The following is a 16,406-nucleotide window of genomic DNA, read 5'->3' on the forward strand; positions in this document are numbered from 1 at the left end:
GCCTGCTGCTTAACGACCCACGCTTAGCAGGCGTGCCCATGTATTTGGAAACGCCCAAGGAGGATGATGAGGGAAACCCCAGCGACGGCCGTATGGACAAAATGAATTTGGCCACGCTCCGCGGATTGGTTCGGGGTGCTACATGAAGCGGCGACTGCTAGTCACGCCGATACGGGCCGCTCAATGCCCGCCAATCACACCCCATGCGCTTTGCAATGCATCGGGCAAGCCGTACAAATCCAAAGCGGTAATCAGTACGGCGGAAGTCCAGCCGGCGATCAACAATAACCAGCCCAATCGGTTAGCGCCCATCCATTTTTTGGAACTGGTGAAATGTAGCATCGGGAACATGGCCAGCGGAAGTTGCATGGCCAGCACGACCTGGCTGAGAACCAACAGCTCGGTCACGCTGCTGTCGCCTCGCAGGCCGATGATCAATATGGCGGGAATAATTGCCAACGACCGGGTAATCAACCGCCGTACCCACGGCCGAATGCGCCAGTGCATAAAGCCTTCCATCACTACCTGTCCGGCCAGCGTTCCCGTGATGGTGCTGCTCTGTCCGCTGGCCAATAGCGCCACGGCAAACAAAATGCTCGCTAACGATGTGCCCAACAGCGGCGCCAGGGTTAAATAAGCATCGCGAATCCAATCGGTGTTTTCGTTGAACGCCACATAATGTCCGCCCGGCACTTGCACGCCGGTTTTGCCGTAAAACACGATGGCCGCCAGCACCAGAATGGCCGCGTTGACTAAAAACGCAACGGAAAGGGCCAGCACGGTGTCCCAAGTGTTAAAACGGATAGCGCGGCACACCGACTGTCCGTCGCGCTCCAGTTTTCGGGAATGAACTAGCGCCGAGTGCAAATACAAATTGTGCGGCATTACCGTAGCGCCAATGATGCCGATGGCCACCACAATCATTCCCTCCTGGCCAAAACTGGGCGTAAAAAGCGCGTGACCCATCTCCAAAAAATTGGGCTGGGTTTGCGGCAATACAAAAATTTCGATGAAGTAACAGCCGCCAATCGTGGCCACCAGCGCCAAAATCACCGCTTCGATAAACCGCATTCCCATGCCCTGCAGCGCCAACAGCAGCAGCACGTCGAAGGCCGTGATAATCACCGCCCACAACAGCGGAATGTGAAACAACAAGTTCAGCGCCACCGCACTGCCCAGCACTTCCGCCAAGTCACACGCGCCAATGGCCACTTCACACGCAAGCCAATTGGGCCAGCGGGTCCAACGGGGATAATAATCGCGGCAGGCCTGGGCCAAATCTTTGCCGGTAACCACCCCCAGCCGTGCCGATATCACCTGCATGAAAATTGCCATTAGGCTCGACAAGCCCACCACCCACAGCAATCCGTATTTGTATGTGGCTCCGCCTTGCAAGTCAGTGCCCCAATTGCCCGGATCCATATAGCCGACGCTAACTAAAACAGCCGGACCGGCAAAAGCACGCAGTTGCCGCCAAAAACCCGCGCTGGCCGGCGGCAACGGCACGGAGCTATGCAACCCTTCCAGCGAGAGCGCGCCGGAATGGCCGTGATCCGCTGCTGATGGCGACGCCATCAGCAGCGGCTTCTGATTGGTCTGTTCGGCAATGCTCACTTCAGCTTCCTTCACGTTTCCAGTACAGCAGGATGCCGGCGGGTTTCCAGAGCGGCTGTTTTAGCGTTCATGATTTTGATCGGGCTGACGGTTCTTGAGCACGACGATTGGCGCTTTGACCTTGAATGAACCACAATAAATTTTCCGTGGCCCCCTGCCAGTCGCCGCTGTGGGCCGTGGCGACAATTTGCGTCAGCGTGGTGGCGGCATCGTCTGGCAATTCGCCTTTCGCTTTTAGATCAGCTAATTGTGTTGCACACCGATCGAGCAAGCGGGAATCTTTGACCCTGACGGCAGTAAACAAGGCATCCACCTGCTGGAGCACCTTTTTATCGCTCCCCACGTTGGGCGGCGATGTGCGATGCCAAACCAACGCCACAATCGCGATTGTGCCAAACACTCCCAAGACGCCCAGCAGAATTTTGCCGCGGGCTGACTCCGATTCACGTGGTTTGGTGGTTCTCGGATTAGTAGTTCTCATTGATCGCTTCTCCGCCGTTGCGGGTCGATAAGGCCACCCAGGTATAAGGATTGATCATCATTGAAATAAACCGCACCGATCCGTCGCCAAACAGCGTGTTGGCTCCAGAGACGTGCTCGGAGTACATTTCATCGGTGTGCCCATACGGGTCGTTGGGCGGATGGATAATCACGTTGGGATGGTCGTGCACGTCGGGCCCGCTGTGGGCGCCTACCAAACATGCGCCGCCGTTCGAGTCGCCAATGCCAATGGGTGGACTTTTCGGGGGCGTGCAACTATAGGGAATCACACCAACCCATGTTTTATCGGTAAGCCGCGGCGTCGATTCGCCCATGAACACCGTTTGCGATAAGCCGTCGGGCACATCGACAACACGAGTGCGAGAATTTCGATAGAACGGACCATTGATGACGTCCACTAGCGCCCCGGTGGCCTCGGCAACTGGTTCTGGAACGGTGAAGTCGTACGAATAATCGGGCGAACGTCCCCACGGCTGATTCACTCCGGCGTTCGTCACGTAATGACTATGCGCGAAATAAATCGGCGGGTTGAAAGGAGCCCAATCGTCCGGATCTTGGGCCGTGCCCGAGGTGTACATGGGAACCGAGAATGCATCAAATCCTCCATCCACGGAAACGGACGGGCACAAATACACAGATACTTGAGTGCGCGCTGCGGCGGCGTTCTCGGCGGCCCAACATGGAAGGCTAAAATTGAAGCTTTGATACAGCGTCTGCTCTTCAATGAACGGAAGCAGCAATACTCCCCAGGCAAATCCTGTGGGACCATTCATATTTGTGTCGGTGTACGATACTCCGTACGCCGAGCCTGTGGCGTGTGTATCTTGGGTGACGTACGCCGGCGGGAAAACTTTTTTGGCAACTTCGTAACTGTGAAGGCCCAGCCCGATTTGCTTCAGGTTGTTCAAGCATTGAGCACATCGGGCCGCTTCACGGGCCCGCTGAACCGCCGGCAATAGCAGACTAATCAAGATGCCCATGATGGCGATGACGACTAGCAACTCGACCAACGTGAAGCCGCGCTGGGCTCGTCCTGCTAGAGGGCAACGCAGCTTCTTGTGTAGTTTGTTTTGCGCCATACCCGTTCATTACAGCAGTAAAAATACAAATTACTGGCCGACAAAATCATTATTTTGATTCGTCAAAATTATGTGGGAATCGTTAGGAAAAGTCAAGCGATTATTTTGGCGTGAGCGCAAGAACGGGGCATTCGGCTCAAAAACGCAGCGTGGCCCCGTTGCCCGCAAAGAAGTTGTTGGCGGCGGCATTCAACCCCACGCCAACTTCGGCGTCCAACTGAATGTTATTCGTCCACAAGTAGGTGAAGCCACCATCGGCATAGTGTTGCGTTCGTTCCACAGTATGGCCGGAGGGGGCGAAAACAACCCATTCCGTATAGCCCCCCCAATGTTTTGTGAACTTGTAATCCATTGAAATCGATTGGCCAAATTCGGTGAAAATATTCCCAGCGTCATCGCGTTGCCGCTCAATATCGGTGCTCATTCCCAGCGACATCATTTTGTTCAAATCCCACGAATAGGCCCAAATGAAGCTTGGCATGACTTCTCCCTCGGTTATGTCAGGGCTGCCCGAGGGAACTGTCATGGCGGGAATGATGCCCATGGCGGGCAAAATGCCTTCCTGCGGCGTGAGGCAAATTTTCGCACCCAATTCCAAATCGTCACTGCCCTGAAAGTGCTGCCGCGCGCCGCTAGGAAATTGGAAGTTGTCGATTTCGTAATTGTAGTAAATGCGGAATTCAAACCAGTCGGCCAGCATTCCAATGCGCCACAGGGTTTGCGGAAATGAATGCTGCGTGAACTGAGTGCCTGCGGCATTGTCGAGCGTGTAATCGTAACCGGTTTCGAGCTGATGCACGCCGCGGCCCACGGTCAGCGGCGACTCGGTGAAATCCGGCCGGTCCGATTCCAGCGGCTCGTCCATTGCCGGCGGGCCGCCGGAAAACGTCGTTCCGTAGCTCCATTGCAGCAGCGTCTTGCGCGGCTGGCAATCGCACGGGCCATAGCAGCACTTAGATTCTTCTTTATCGTCTCCGTTGTCGATGTCTTTTTGATCATGGTTCCCTTGCTGCCCGCCGCAGTCGCTGACAAAGCAACTGCCCGTCAGGCAAGAAACGAGCGGGCAATCCCCATCGTCTGCCCACGCAGACCGTGGCATACTTGCCAGCGAAAACCATGTTGTCACTGCCAGACACAACGGCCCTAATATCGCCAGGCAATGCAAACCGGCGGCTTGTGATTTGACCTGCATGGAAGTTTTGAGGAATCGAAGTGTGCAACCATCAAATCTCTGCAGAGGATTCGGCGAAATCGTGCTATAGAAAAACGCGCGCGTGCTAGCACAAAGGCTGCTCTCCCCCACTGAACAATGTCGGCACTTTCGAACAAAGCACTCCACGCAGGTGGCAGCACACATTCGGCAATGTCACACGACCGTGAACATTTCGGAATGGCCTTGAACCATGACCACAGCTAGGCCGTTTTCGGCCTTTTTTCGGCAAAAAGTTGACCGTTATGCCTTCGACAGGTAAATTGAACGTGGACCTTGGTTTTTCCAGAAGCGTAGATGCTGGCGTTTCTCCGTTACTGTGACGCCCATTGGGCTGCTATCATGGGTCTGACCTATTTCAAACGCTTCCGAATGGAAATCGACCTACGGGGCCGCGATTTTTCCGCCCCCCCTTTGCCGGTCGGCTACCATTTTGTACCGTGGGCTTCCAGCCGGCTGGAAGCCCATGCCGAAGCGAAGTATCACAGCTTTCGCGACGAAATCGATTCGAATGTCTTTCCCTGCCTGGGTGACTTCGCGGGTTGTTTGCGGCTGATGGAGGAAATTGCCGCCAAGCCCGGTTTTTTGCCCGAGGCCACGTGGCTGGTGGCCCACACGGACGATGACGTTCGTTTTGACGGCCAAATTGATTTCAGCCGGATGAATCACGTTTCTGTCGCTGGCATTTGCGAGACAGACACGAATGACGGATATGGTGCCTCAAGCAGAAATGTCGTCCCAATTCGACGGGATAATCTCAGACTTCTAAACGGGAACAGCAACACGGCGATGCACTATTGCGGAACGGTGCAAGGCGTGTTCGACCGCAGCGGCATGGGGGCCATCCAAAATTTGGGCGTGGTGCCCGAGTATCGTGGCCTGGGGCTTGGAACCGCTCTGATGCAGCAGGCGTTGGCCGGATTTCAAAAAGCCGGAATAAAGCGCGCCTTTTTGGAAGTTACGGCTCAAAATTCCGGTGCCGTCAGGCTGTACAAGCAATTGGGCTTTGCGCGGTCGCGGACCGTGTACAAAGTATCTGAAGTTGCTTACGCTTAACAGGCATGATTGTCTAAGTTTCTAGGGCTCTGAAGTGCCTAGAAGTCTGCGAGTGGGCCGCCGAGCTATTTTTGATAAGATAGTATTTGATGTGACGGTGGCTTTACCGACTCGCCAAGCCATGCGGTAGCCAACCGATCCCAGCCAATGAGACACCCAGGACTTGCCGGAGCGACTGTGCCCCAGCCCATTCTTTCCCACGAATTCGACAATGGTTTAGTGCTGGTGGCCGAGCCGATGCCATCGGTCGAGTCGGCCGCATTCAGCATCTTGGTGCCGGCCGGCTCGGTGTACGATGCCGCCGATCGCTACGGTCTGGCTACGCTGACCTGCGAAATGACGCAACGTGGCTGCGGATCGCGCGATAGCCGGCAATTCATTACCGATTTGGAAAATTTGGGCGTTCAGCGAGGCGAATCGGTCGCCTCGGCTCACATGAGCTTCGGCGGAGCCACACTGGCCAAAAATCTCCCCGCCACGCTGCGAATTTACGCCGATTTGCTCCGCCGCCCGCATTTGCCCGTCGATCAACTCGATGCCGCCCGCCTAGCCGCCTTGCAGGAGCTGCGGTCGATTGAAGACGACCCCAGCCACAAGGTCATGTTGGAATTGAAACGCCGTTATTACCCCGACCCTTGGGGTCGACCTAGCGAAGGGGAACAGGCGTCTTTGGAAGCCATTACCATCGACGAAATCCGGAATCACTTCCAGCAGTTGTTCCGGCCCAATGGCACCATCATCGGCGTGGCAGGACGCGTGCAGTGGCAGGCCATCAAAGACCTCATCGGTTCGCTGTTGGCCGATTGGAAACCCGCGCCGATTGAAGAACCGGGCGACGGGGCGCGGGGCGTAAAAACGGAGCATTTGAATCACGAATCGAATCAAACCCAAATCGGCATTGCCTACCACAGCGTTCCCTATCGGCACCCCGATTATTTTCAGGCTTCGGGGGCCGTGGGCGTGCTCAGCGGCGGGATGAGCGCCCGGTTGTTTACCGAGGTGCGCGAAAAGCGTGGCCTGTGCTACACGGTGTTCGCTAGCCATCACACGCAGCGCGACCGAGCATGCGTTCTATGTTACGCCGGCACCAGCGCCGAACGGGCTCAGGAAACGCTCGACGTAACCCTGGGCGAACTACAACGCATTGCACAGGGAATTTTGCCCGCCGAGTTGGCCCGACTGAAGGCCCGCGTGAAAAGCGGCCTGATTATGCAAGGCGAATCCAGCTCGGCCCGCAGCGGCGCCATCGCCCGCGATTGGTATCACTTGGGACAGGCCCGCACGCTGGCCGAATTGGGGAAATTGGTCGACGATTTAACCGTCGATAGCATCAACGAGTACTTGCAGGAAAATCCGCCGAAAGATTTCACCGTCGTTACGCTGGGGCCAGCGCCGTTGACAGTGCCGATAGCAGCGTGACGAAAGGATTTTCCTCCGCTTGCGGTTTGACAACCCTCCGATTCACCGCATACGCAATCCATCATCGACCGGAAATCATCATGGAATTCAAAACCGCAACCTTAGAGAACGGATTGGAAGTGGTCGCCGAGTGTGACCCCGCCGCTTTTTCCACCGCGTTGGGTTTTTTCGTGAACACGGGGGCCCGCGACGAAACCGACGAAGTGTCGGGCGTCAGTCACTTTCTGGAGCACATGGTGTTCAAAGGCACGCCCAGCCGCAGTGCCGAGGACGTCAATCGTGAATTCGACGAAATGGGCGCACACTACAACGCCTTCACCAATGAAGAAAACACGGTCTATTACGCAGCGATTTTGCCCGAGTATTTGCCTAACACCGTGACCTTGCTGGCTGACCTGATGCGGCCTTCGCTGCGCGAAGTCGACTTCAGCACCGAAAAGAAAGTTATTTTGGAAGAAATCAAAATGTACGACGATCAGCCCCCCTTCGGCGTCGACGACAAGTGCCGCGCCGCGTTCTTCGGCAACCATCCGCTTTCGCGCAGCGTGCTGGGCACCGCCGCCAGCGTGGGGGCGTTGCAAGTCGATCAAATGCGGCGGTATTTCGAAAGTCGGTACAGCCCGCGCAACATCGTGCTAGTGGGCTCAGGCCGGATCGATTTTTCGCAATTGTGCCAAACCGCCCAAGAGTGCTGCGGCGGCTGGGCAAAGGTGGATGCCGCCCGCACGTTGCCGCCCGCTGCGCCGCACTCAGGCTTTCATGTCGTGTGTAAGGACACGGCGGCCCAGGAATACGCCATCATGATGAGCCCGGGGCCCACGGCCAGCGATGCCGACCGTTACGCCGCTAAAATTTTAGCCACGGTGCTGGGCGATGATTCCGGCAGCCGGCTGTATTGGGAATTGGTCGATCCCGGACTGGCCGAGCATTGCAGCCTGCATCATCACGAATACATGGGGGCGGGAATGTTTCTCACATATATGAGCTGCGATCCGGAATATGCGGCGGAAAATTTGCAGCGGGTGAATGAAGTTTATCGAACCGCGCTGGCGCAGGGTATTACCCAGGCGGAGCTCGATCGGGCTAAAAATAAAATCAATTCCCGCGTGGTGCTGGCCAGCGAGCGTCCACGGGGCCGGTTGTTCACTGTGGGCGCAAATTGGGTGCAGCGTAGGGAATATCGCAGCGTGCGGGACGATTTGGATGCCATCGAGGCCATCACGCTCAAAGACGTGGGCGCCGTGCAACAAACGTATCCGCTGACGCAGTCGACCACTTTTGTCGTGGGGCCGTTGGCGGAGATTTCGCCCGCCACATAAGTTTTGCCGACCCGTGAGCTGCGATTGAATTGGGGTTCGCAAATGAACTACTTTGAAGTGGGCGTCGTAAAAGCATCGCGGCCGTGAGTAGGCAAGGGATGATTTGGTTTAGAAGTCCTGGAAAAGCGCTGCAGTCCCCTGGATTTTGGCATCAACCTGCCCATATATTGAATGCAGTGCGACGTAAGTAAAGCAGTGGCAACATATTGGGGAGAAACATCGCAGGGCGCCATGACGGCTGATTCCGCCGCAGTTCGAAGCACCGTGCATTACTCCGGAAGGGTTCAGGGAGTGGGATTTCGCTATACCGCCCGGGCCATTGCCGGAGGGCATAACGTCACTGGCTATGTGCAAAACTTGGACGATGGCCGAGTACGGGTTATCGTGGAAGGAGAGCGCGACGAAATCGACCGTTTTCTGGCCGAGGTTGCCGACCGAATGAGCGGATATATTCGCGACATGCAAGTCCACAAGTCTTCCGCGACCGGCGAGTTTGATGGCTTCGGCATCGAACACTAAGTCGTCGCACAACCGATGGAACGCTAACCTTTCCTTTTTTTGGCGATGATCCGCTACACACTTATCAGCCGCACAACCTCACCTCAATAACCCATGACTGGCGTCATTTCTCCGCCGCTGCTGTTGGCCGCCAATCCGACCGCGTGGCTTACCCCAATTTGGTTGATTAGCGCCGGCTGCTTTGGCGGGCTGCTTGTGCTGGCGGCGTTGTTCGGCATCGCCAAGCTGGTAGCGCCCCCGGTGGCGAAAATTGCAGCCGGCATGTTGCGCGAGAGTTTTATCTTGCCGGTTTTATGCCTGACGGGCGGATTTGCCGCATTCGCATTGGTTTCAGTTCTGCTTACGTTGGCCGGCGTTGGTTATTTGCCTTGGGACGATATTACCCGTTCGTTGGCCCGGCTGCCACGATCGAACAGTTTTCAAACTCAGTTTACCGTACCGGTGGTTACGGACGTCTCTAAGACCGGCAAACCGCAAGAATTTGCACTCGATTATCGTCCGCAAGAATTGCGCTCGATAGAAGTTCGCTCCGATCAGGATTTAGAGTTCTATCCACGCGACCCGGATTTGGCTTTTGTGGGCCTCATTCCCAAAAAAATCACGCTGAACCGGAACGAATCGTGGACGTGGCCTGACAAAGCGGAAGGCGAAATCCCCGCGTCACAGAATCCGTTTGCCGGCCGTCGCGCCGCGTTGTACGTGTTTAGTCCCACGAATCGTCCGGCACAAATCACCGTGTCAGGGGTTACCCGCGAAGAGTATCCGCAGGTGGCGGTGGTGCCGTACACGGCGGCAGCCGTGGTGACGATCGTGCTGCTGTATATGCTGATGCGGTTGCTGATGCCTAAAATCATGGCGGTGGCCTCAGCCACGGCGAAAGAAGCCATTAACGAGCCGTTGTTTCAGGTCGTGTTGGCCCTTGGCGCGTTTGCGCTGGTGGCGTTCATTTTCATACCGTACAACACCTTCGGCGAAGACGTGAAAATGCTTAAGATGTGCGCCCTGGATTTGATCATGTTCTTGTCGATCATCGTCGCGGCCTGGACGGCCAGCGTTTCGATTTCGGAAGAAATTGAAGGCCGCACGGCGCTCACGGTGCTTTCCAAGCCGATCGGCCGAATTCAGTTTATCTTTGGCAAATTCATCGGCGTGGTGCAATCGGTTTCGCTGTTGTACCTGTTTTTGGGCGCCCTGTTGTTTGTGGTGGTGTCCGGGAAAGTCGTCTACGATGTGCGCGAATCGTCCGCTCCCGAAGCGTTGTGGCCCGATTGTTTTGCGGAAATATATGGAATCGCGCCCGGGTTGCTGCTGGCTTTTTTCGAGACGATGGTCATCACCTCGATCAGCGTCGCTATTTCCACGCGGTTGTCGATGGTGCCGAATTTGTTGATCTCGTTGTCGGTTTATGCCCTGGGGAATTTAGCGCCATTGTTGGTGCAATCGAAAGTGAACGATCCTTACGGAATTGTTCACTTTGTGGGGCAATTATTGGCGACCGTGCTGCCGGTGCTGGAAAACTTCAATCTGCATTCGGCCATTGCGGCGGGAATTGACGTGCCATTCGTCTACTTGGCCTGGGCGCTGTTATACTGTCTTTTATACAGCGCCGTGGCCATGTTGCTGGCGTTGATCTTATTCGAAGATCGCGACTTGGCATAACCGACGAAAGTCGGACTCGGCGCGCCTGCACGTCATCCGTCAATTCCTTTCCCATGGCTTATCCATCGTTCGCTAGAGCGCGTCATGTTGGGCGCCGATCGATCGGAGGGGCGGCGACGGTATCTGTTTTCGGTCTGGCAGCCGCGGTTGCTTTGGCCGCATTGATCTTGCTGGTGCCGATCCTGGCCGAGTTGCTTGCCAACGGCGGCTGCATCACCGTGCCAGCCGCGGACAGCAAACTGATCGACGAATGGAAAGTGGTCCCGGTTTCTGTCGACGCCCAGGCTGCGCATTACGAGCATTGCGGATTGCTGCCCACGGTTTGGCAAGCCCGGCAATCCATCGCGGGGCCGCTGCTGCGCGGAATGTACCGCTCCTGTGGCTTGCTGCACAATAATCAAGGCTGCTTGCTGGCGATCGTCGGGTGTTTGTGGACGTTAGCCGTATTGGCGGGGGTGCTGTTGTATGGGTTGGAGCGCTGGGCGCATTATGCCGCGGTCAGAATCGCCGGCGCGCTGCAAGCGCAAATTCATGGTCAAGCCCACCGGCTGGGCGCAGGCGACTTGTTTATTGGTCAGAAGTTGACCGCGGGGACGTTGTTTTTTGAGAAAACTGCCGTGGTTCGCCGTGCGTTGGTGGGCTGGTGGTATGTCTTTCCGCACGCCGCCTGCTTTGCGGTGCTGATGCTGGCGCTGGCACTGTCGGTCGATTTTTGGCTGGCTCTAACGACCATTCTGCTCGCCGGCTTCAGTTGGCGATTGTTTGCCCTGTTGCGGAAAGGCGTTCGCCACCGGGCCGCGCTTTTGGCTGATCGGGCGGGAAATATCGAAGGGGCACTTCGAGAACAACTCCAGCAGAATCGGCTGTTGGGAAACCTGACGATGGAAGATCGCGTGGATTCGACGGTCTTCCATGAAGATTTGAGACGATCAGAAGCAATCGCGCTAACCCGCGCCGCCGCCGCTTCGTCGGTTGGACCGTTAGTGATGCTGTGTGTGCTGCTGGTTGCCGGATTCGTGCTGTTGCTGGCCGGGTTTAACGTGCTGCGCGATCCTCCGCGGCTGTCGTTTTCGGGCATCGTGTTCTTGAGTTCCTCGCTCATGGCTACTGCGTATCCCTTGTTTTGCATCGAGCGCTTGCTGGAACAATTGCCCGAGGCGGAACAAGCCGCGGAAGAGATTTTAACTTATCTGGACCGCGAGCCGCGCGTGGGGCAACTGCCCGACGCCGTGCCGCTGGAGCGATTGAGCCGCCAAATGATGCTGGAGCACGTCACGCTGGCCGACATGGCGGGCCGCTTGTTGCTGGACCATGTTTCAATGGTTCTGCCGGCCGGCCAAAGTGTGGTCTTGTTTTGTTCCGACGACAGCACGCCGTTGGCGCTGGCGGGGTTGTTGTCCAGGTTTTGCGATCCGGCGGCCGGACAGGTGTTTTACGACGGGCACGATTTGCGCCAAGCCACGCTGGAATCGGTGCGCCGCCAAGTCACACTGATTTTGCCCGATCATTTGCTCGTCAGCGGCACGGTTGCCGAAAACATTGTAGGCGATCCATCGCGCGTTACCTCCGACGAAATTCTGGCTGCCGCTAGGCTGGTGCATGCCTATGAGTTCATTCAATCGTTGCCGCAAGGATTGGAAACGCTGGTGGGTCCGCTCGGCGTGGCGCTGTCGGCGGGACAGGCCATTCGATTGGGATTGGCCCGCGTGGCGCTGCGGCGGCCATCGGTGGTGGTCATTGAGGAGCCGCGTGAAGATCTCGATCAGATAACCGCCGAGCGAGTGGCCGATGCGCTGGAGCGTGTGGCCCAAGGTCGCACGCTGGTCATTTTAGCCCGTCGATTGGCCACACTCCGCGCCGCGCCGCGGATTTTGCTGTTTCATGAAGGCCGCTTATTGGCCGAGGGCACGCACCTGGAGTTGCTGCAGCATAACGACCTGTACCGCCACTTGAATTACGTGCGGTTCAACGAATTTCGCGACAAGTTAAGATAAACTTTCAGCCTGCTTCGCGGCGGCGCTCGACGGGCGCCGAATTTCCCAGCGACCAGTGCGGACCGCGGAGAATGGGCGCCGTGGGCATCGCCAACGGTCCGGTGCGGCCTTCCGCGGCGCCGTCCCACGCATGCCGCTGGATGGCTTCCAAGACTTGCTCCGCAACAGCCAGTACGTTGCGTCCCTGCAGGCCCGTGACCCGCGGTTCTTTATGCTCGCGAATGCTGGCGGCAAAATCGTTCAATTCTTCCAACAGCGCATTTTGTTCTGCGGCCGCATAATGCTCCAGTTGGAACAAATCTTCGAACAGATGATCTTTCAAATGCGCCCGCGAAGCGGGGCCGATGTCGTCCAAATCGAACTCGCGCTGCAATAACTCGGTGACAGGACATACGGTGACGGCGGTGCGCGTGGCGAAGTCGAACGTTACGCAACCTTGGTCGGACCAAACTTGCATGTGCCGCTGCGGCTTGTAGCTGATCCGCGAGGCGCTTAAGTTCGCCACGCAGCCATTGGCAAATTCCAGCCGGGCCTGGGCCACATCTTCATGATCGCCCAGCACCGAGATGCCCAGCGCCTGCACCCTGCGGACGGGCGAGTTGGCAAAGTGCAGCGCCAAATCCAAATCGTGAATCATCAGGTCCAACACCACGCCGATGTCGGTCGAGCGAAATGTATACCCGCTGCAGCGTGAGGCTTCGATGTATTTAGGCTGGCGGACCAGCGGCATGACGTTGGCCTGATTCCAAGCGGGGTTGAACCGCTCGATATGCCCTACCTGCACCATCGCACCGTGTTGTTGGGCCACGGCTAGAATTTCGTCGGCTTCAGCCAGCGTTGTGGCTAGCGGCTTTTCCACCATCAGATGGATCCCATGCGACAACAGCGACAAGCTCACGCTGTGATGAAATTGCGTGGGCGTCGCCACCACCGCGGCATCGATCTGGCCAATCAATTCCTGATAGTCGGCCAGAACGGGCACGTGGCACTCGGCCTTTGCCAAACGGCGGGCTTCGGGCATGGGATCAACCATGCCGACAAGCTCGAACCCGGGCGCTTGTTGCGCCAACCGCGCATGGATGCGTCCCAAATGGCCGGCGCCAATGACCGCTAAGCGAATCCGTTCGCTCATGTGTGCCTTCCGTCAGGTTAAACCGTTGCGGTCGAAAAAATAAATCGTCCCTAGGCGCGATGTGAAATGGCGAATGACAAGTTGAATTGGAAAATTAAGCGGCCCGGCGACGTTCGCGCGATCGTCCGTGCTTGCCTTCCTGTTGGGTCTGAATGAAGCTGAGCAACTCGTTGACCGCCGGCACCAGCTTGTCGTTGGTGCGCAAAATTTCTCGGGCGTGATCCAATCCCACCTTGGCGCGGTACAGTAAGCGGTGGGCTTCAGATAGGCAATGGATCGATTCGGCCGAGAAATTATTTCGTTTCAGCGCCACCACGTTGATGCAGCGCGGCCGGGCCGGATGTCCTTCGCACAGCATGAATGGCGGCACGTCGTGGATGACCCGGGCCAGGCCGCCGACAAATGCGTACCGTCCCACGGTGGTGAAGTGGTGAATGCCGATGCCGCCGCTCAGCGTGGCATGATCGTAAATATGCACGTGGCCGCCCAACAGCGTGGCGTTGGCCATGATAATGTGGTTGCCCACTTTGCAGTCGTGCGCCACGTGGCTGCAGGCCATCATAAAATTGTGGCTACCGACCAGCGTAATTCCGTCTTCTTTTTCGCTGGCCCGGTTGATCGTTACACATTCGCGGAAAATGTTGTGATCGCCGATGATCACTTGCGTCGCGCTGCCGCGGTAGCTGACATCTTGCGGATCCGCGCCTATCACCACGCCTGGAAACAAATGATTATGCTCGCCCAGGGTGACCCGCCCCGTCAAGGTGACGCCATTTTCCAGCCGAGTGCCGTGGCCGATTTTCACGTCCGGCCCGATGACGCAAAACGGGCCAATATGCACGTCGTCCCCGATTTCGGCTCGCGGGTCGATCATGGCATTTTGTGAGATGGACGTGGCCATAGTCGTCGTTCAATTCGTCTGGATGATAAATTCAATCAAACCGTCGATTTCGCGGCTGGTGGCGCGCGCCAAGCTTTCCAGCCACGGAATCAGGCACTTTTTCTCCGGCCCGCAATTTTTTCTCCCTCCGTCAGCAGCACCTTGACCAATTCCGCATTCAAGCGATGGCCCGAGCGTTGGGCCACAATGTGCCCCAGTACGTCGCATCCGGCCAGGGCTAAATCGCCCACCAAATCCAATACTTTGTGCCGCACGCATTCGTCGGGAAAACGCAGTTCGTTTTCGATGGGGCCGTTGGCATCAAACACCAGCAAGTCAGACAGCGTGGCACGTTGGCCCAGGCCTTGCGCTAAGAGCCAATCGGCTTCTTCTTTCAGCATGAACGTTCGGGCTGCGGCCAAATCGCGACGGAAGGTCGCCGGATAAATCGGCATTTGCACGGTTTGCCGCCCAATGCTTTCGTTCGTGCCATAATCGATGCGGAAGCGGACGGTTAATTCCGCGGCGCGGCCGGGGCGCGCTTCAATCCAGCATTCGTCGTCTCCCAGCCGTGTGATTTCCCGCACGATAAGCTGAGCACGCAGCGCCTTTTGCACCACAATGCCGGCGGCATCGAGTGCTTCGACGAATTTCAAGCTGGAGCCGTCCAAGCCCGGCATTTCCGGTTGATTGACCCACACTTCGCAATTGTCGATTTGCATGCCGGCCAGGGCGGCCAGCACGTGTTCGGTCATTTCCACGCTGGCATTGCCGTGGCGCAGGACTGTGCGGCGCGGCACTTCAATCCGGTGCGCCACCAACGCCGGAATGCGCACCAGCGGCGACAAATCGCTCCGCACAAACACGATGCCGCTGCCGGGCGACGCAGGCCGAAACTCCACGCGGACATCACGGCCGGTCCAGTAGCCGAAACCTTCTACTGCGACCGTGCTGCTGATCGTGCGCTCGTTGCGTTGGGCGTAGCTCAAGGCTGCTCTCGAGTTGAAAACACAATGAAGAGGAGAAACGACTAGCAACTCGCGATGAGCGGCTAGCCGACCCGACAAGAAAAACTCCCGCGAATTGCTAACCGCCAATCGCCGGACCGTTACCGCAGCGGCTGCGTTCCGGTGGGTTGCGGACGCACGCCAATGTTGCCGGTTCCTGGAGCCGCGGAGCGATTCAGGTCTTGCAACACATAGGGCGTAATATCCATCCGCTGATCGTAATACACGATGGGCTTATTAATGCCGCGGAGAATATCGTTGCGGTCGGCGGGATCGACCGGATCGCCGTTGAATCGCAGCACCAGCACGATGTTGTTTTTGGTCGCGATTTGTTTCACGGCGTCGTCGATTTCGCGCGAAACATTGAAATAGATGCGGCCTTCCTGATCCATGAAATCTTTCTTTTGCAGCGACACGTTCAGGTTAATGTCTCCCTGTTTTTTCAGCATGTCGGCTTCCATCTTTTTGTAATCGGGCGAGCCGGGAGCAAAGGTTTTCAACTGGTCGGACATGCGCTTCAGATCGTCCTGATCTTTCTTCAGCCCTTGCTCGGCGGCTTCGACTTTCTGTTTCATCATGTCCATTTCCTGCAGAAAACGGGCATGCTTTTTGAAAATGTAGGCCACGTCGACTACGGCGATGCCGTTGACTCCCAACCCCGCATTGGCGACCGGGGCGCCCTGCATCGGCGGAGCCATCGGCTGAGTTTGTCCCACGCCTGACGTCATGCCCGGCGCTGGGGCGCCGTACTGCGGCGCTTGGGCCAACGACGAAGAAGTATTTCCGGCGAGAATCGCCAGAGCGGCTGCGAAAGCAATGTACGAGAAGGTCGTTTTCACGTCTGCACTCCTTGCATTGTGAGGCGAGTCATCCTTGACTGGCTTCGGCCAAGTCGGCGGCCGCACGGGCTGGGCCGACCTGAGCCTGCCAGCATAGGCTGGGCAAGCTAAAAGCGGGCGGTATTGTGTCGATAGGCCCCAACTGCCGCAAGGTCAATCTGGACCCCAAAACAAGCCG

At 57.1% G+C, this 16,406-nt stretch carries 14 protein-coding genes; 6 read left to right on the forward strand and 8 right to left on the reverse strand.

Annotation, left to right across the window (positions count from 1 at the left end; genetic code table 11):
- Positions 1-180: 180 nt before the first annotated feature.
- From VMJ32_08840 to VMJ32_08855, 4 genes are all read right to left on the reverse strand, one after another.
- Positions 181-1,614 carry an Nramp family divalent metal transporter gene (locus VMJ32_08840; GenBank protein HTQ39123.1) on the reverse strand — a complete coding sequence of 478 codons (1,434 nt, stop codon included), beginning with the start codon at positions 1,612-1,614 and terminating at the stop codon, positions 181-183.
- A gap of 67 nt (positions 1,615-1,681) precedes the next feature.
- Positions 1,682-2,095 (reverse strand): hypothetical protein, encoded by a 414-nt coding sequence (locus VMJ32_08845; protein HTQ39124.1) that lies wholly within the window; start codon positions 2,093-2,095, stop codon positions 1,682-1,684.
- Entirely contained in the window at positions 2,082-3,194 is a 1,113-nt protein-coding gene (locus VMJ32_08850) for a DUF1559 domain-containing protein (GenBank protein ID HTQ39125.1), read from the reverse strand. Before VMJ32_08850 ends, VMJ32_08845 begins: the two co-directional genes overlap by 14 nt.
- A 136-nt stretch (positions 3,195-3,330) precedes the next feature.
- The gene (locus VMJ32_08855) at positions 3,331-4,386 is read right to left on the reverse strand and encodes a transporter (protein ID HTQ39126.1); all 1,056 of its coding nucleotides are present in this window, start codon (positions 4,384-4,386) and stop codon (positions 3,331-3,333) included.
- Between the two features lie 360 nt (positions 4,387-4,746).
- On the opposite strand from VMJ32_08855, the gene VMJ32_08860 reads away from it, so the two are divergent.
- From VMJ32_08860 to VMJ32_08885, 6 genes are all read left to right on the forward strand, one after another.
- Entirely contained in the window at positions 4,747-5,460 is a 714-nt protein-coding gene (locus tag VMJ32_08860) for a GNAT family N-acetyltransferase (protein HTQ39127.1), read from the forward strand.
- A 177-nt stretch (positions 5,461-5,637) separates the two neighbouring features.
- Positions 5,638-6,879 (forward strand): pitrilysin family protein, encoded by a 1,242-nt coding sequence (locus VMJ32_08865; protein ID HTQ39128.1) that lies wholly within the window; start codon positions 5,638-5,640, stop codon positions 6,877-6,879.
- Between the two features lie 80 nt (positions 6,880-6,959).
- Positions 6,960-8,198 carry a pitrilysin family protein gene (locus tag VMJ32_08870; GenBank protein ID HTQ39129.1) on the forward strand — a complete coding sequence of 413 codons (1,239 nt, stop codon included), beginning with the start codon at positions 6,960-6,962 and terminating at the stop codon, positions 8,196-8,198.
- 231 nt (positions 8,199-8,429) lie between these two features.
- On the forward strand, positions 8,430-8,717 hold the full coding sequence (locus VMJ32_08875) for an acylphosphatase (GenBank protein ID HTQ39130.1): 288 nt from the start codon (positions 8,430-8,432) through the stop codon (positions 8,715-8,717).
- A 93-nt stretch (positions 8,718-8,810) separates the two neighbouring features.
- The gene (locus tag VMJ32_08880) at positions 8,811-10,376 is read left to right on the forward strand and encodes a hypothetical protein (protein ID HTQ39131.1); all 1,566 of its coding nucleotides are present in this window, start codon (positions 8,811-8,813) and stop codon (positions 10,374-10,376) included.
- A gap of 53 nt (positions 10,377-10,429) precedes the next feature.
- Positions 10,430-12,370 carry an ABC transporter ATP-binding protein gene (locus VMJ32_08885; protein ID HTQ39132.1) on the forward strand — a complete coding sequence of 647 codons (1,941 nt, stop codon included), beginning with the start codon at positions 10,430-10,432 and terminating at the stop codon, positions 12,368-12,370.
- 4 nt (positions 12,371-12,374) lie between these two features.
- On the opposite strand, the gene VMJ32_08890 is transcribed toward VMJ32_08885, so the two are convergent.
- From VMJ32_08890 to VMJ32_08905, 4 genes are all read right to left on the reverse strand, one after another.
- A complete protein-coding gene (locus VMJ32_08890) occupies positions 12,375-13,502 on the reverse strand; it encodes a Gfo/Idh/MocA family oxidoreductase (GenBank protein ID HTQ39133.1) in 1,128 nt (375 codons plus the stop codon).
- Positions 13,503-13,596: 94 nt separating this feature from the next.
- The gene (gene lpxA / locus VMJ32_08895) at positions 13,597-14,403 is read right to left on the reverse strand and encodes an acyl-ACP--UDP-N-acetylglucosamine O-acyltransferase (GenBank protein ID HTQ39134.1); all 807 of its coding nucleotides are present in this window, start codon (positions 14,401-14,403) and stop codon (positions 13,597-13,599) included.
- Positions 14,404-14,492: 89 nt separating this feature from the next.
- A complete protein-coding gene (gene lpxC, locus VMJ32_08900) occupies positions 14,493-15,371 on the reverse strand; it encodes a UDP-3-O-acyl-N-acetylglucosamine deacetylase (protein ID HTQ39135.1) in 879 nt (292 codons plus the stop codon).
- A 119-nt stretch (positions 15,372-15,490) separates the two neighbouring features.
- Positions 15,491-16,228 carry an OmpH family outer membrane protein gene (locus VMJ32_08905; protein ID HTQ39136.1) on the reverse strand — a complete coding sequence of 246 codons (738 nt, stop codon included), beginning with the start codon at positions 16,226-16,228 and terminating at the stop codon, positions 15,491-15,493.
- Between the last annotated feature and the right edge of the window lie 178 nt (positions 16,229-16,406).

It is taken from the genome of Pirellulales bacterium (assembly GCA_035499655.1).
In the GTDB taxonomy this organism is placed as follows: domain Bacteria; phylum Planctomycetota; class Planctomycetia; order Pirellulales; family JADZDJ01; genus DATJYL01.

Bases quoted from the DNA above. Each gene is read 5' to 3' on its own strand.
- VMJ32_08850 (HTQ39125.1), bottom strand. From the start codon at position 3,194: ATGGCGCAAAACAAACTACACAAGAAGCTGCGTTGCCCTCTAGCAGGA.
- VMJ32_08885 (HTQ39132.1), top strand. From the start codon at position 10,430: ATGGCTTATCCATCGTTCGCTAGAGCGCGTCATGTTGGGCGCCGATCG.
- VMJ32_08880 (HTQ39131.1), top strand. From the start codon at position 8,811: ATGACTGGCGTCATTTCTCCGCCGCTGCTGTTGGCCGCCAATCCGACC.
- VMJ32_08890 (HTQ39133.1), bottom strand. From the start codon at position 13,502: ATGAGCGAACGGATTCGCTTAGCGGTCATTGGCGCCGGCCATTTGGGA.
- VMJ32_08860 (HTQ39127.1), top strand. From the start codon at position 4,747: ATGGGTCTGACCTATTTCAAACGCTTCCGAATGGAAATCGACCTACGG.
- VMJ32_08845 (HTQ39124.1), bottom strand. From the start codon at position 2,095: ATGAGAACTACTAATCCGAGAACCACCAAACCACGTGAATCGGAGTCA.
- VMJ32_08855 (HTQ39126.1), bottom strand. From the start codon at position 4,386: ATGCAGGTCAAATCACAAGCCGCCGGTTTGCATTGCCTGGCGATATTA.
- lpxA (HTQ39134.1), bottom strand. From the start codon at position 14,403: ATGGCCACGTCCATCTCACAAAATGCCATGATCGACCCGCGAGCCGAA.
- VMJ32_08870 (HTQ39129.1), top strand. From the start codon at position 6,960: ATGGAATTCAAAACCGCAACCTTAGAGAACGGATTGGAAGTGGTCGCC.
- VMJ32_08875 (HTQ39130.1), top strand. From the start codon at position 8,430: ATGACGGCTGATTCCGCCGCAGTTCGAAGCACCGTGCATTACTCCGGA.